The sequence below is a fragment of the Stutzerimonas stutzeri genome (genome assembly GCF_000935215.1).
Classification (GTDB): Bacteria; Pseudomonadota; Gammaproteobacteria; order Pseudomonadales; family Pseudomonadaceae; genus Stutzerimonas.
In genome coordinates this window covers 1-518 of the sequence record NZ_JXXD01000129.1, presented here as the reverse complement: position 1 = coordinate 518, position 518 = coordinate 1, and the positions used below count along the sequence as shown (strand labels likewise).

General features: G+C 65.4%; 1 protein-coding gene. It reads left to right on the top strand.

The genetic code is table 11. The features are described 5' to 3' along the window. Window positions 1–518 (top strand): solute carrier family 23 protein (locus LO50_RS13970; protein WP_044315386.1); only part of this gene is annotated, 518 nt, incomplete at both ends.

Here is a 518-nt window from a genome sequence, read left to right as displayed (position 1 = left end):
GGACTGCTATGCCTGCAGGGCACCAGCTTCGGCTTTCTCAGCGCCATCCTCAGCGCCGGCTTCATCGTCAAGGCGCGTGGCGGCACGCCGGAGGAGATCCTCGCCACGCTGTTCGGCGTGAGTTTCTGCGCCGCGTTCGTCGAGATCGCCTTCAGTCAGTGCATCAACAAGCTGCGCCGGGTGATCACGCCGGTGGTCACCGGCACCATCATCTGCCTGATGGGCCTTTCGCTGATCAAGGTGGCGATGACCGATATCGCCGGCGGCTACGGCGCCGATGACCTCGGCGCCCTGCCCAACCTGGCGCTGGCCGGCCTGGTGATCGGCATCATCGTGGTGCTCAACCGCTTTCCCTGGGCGATCCTGCGGCTGTCGGCGGTGATCATCGCGCTGACCGCGGGCTATCTGGTGGCCTGGTCCATGGGCAAGGTGGACTTCGCCGAGCTGGGCGAACTGCCGCTGCTCAGCGTGCCGCAACCGTTCCGCTTCGGTTTCGCATTCGACTGGATGGCCTTCAT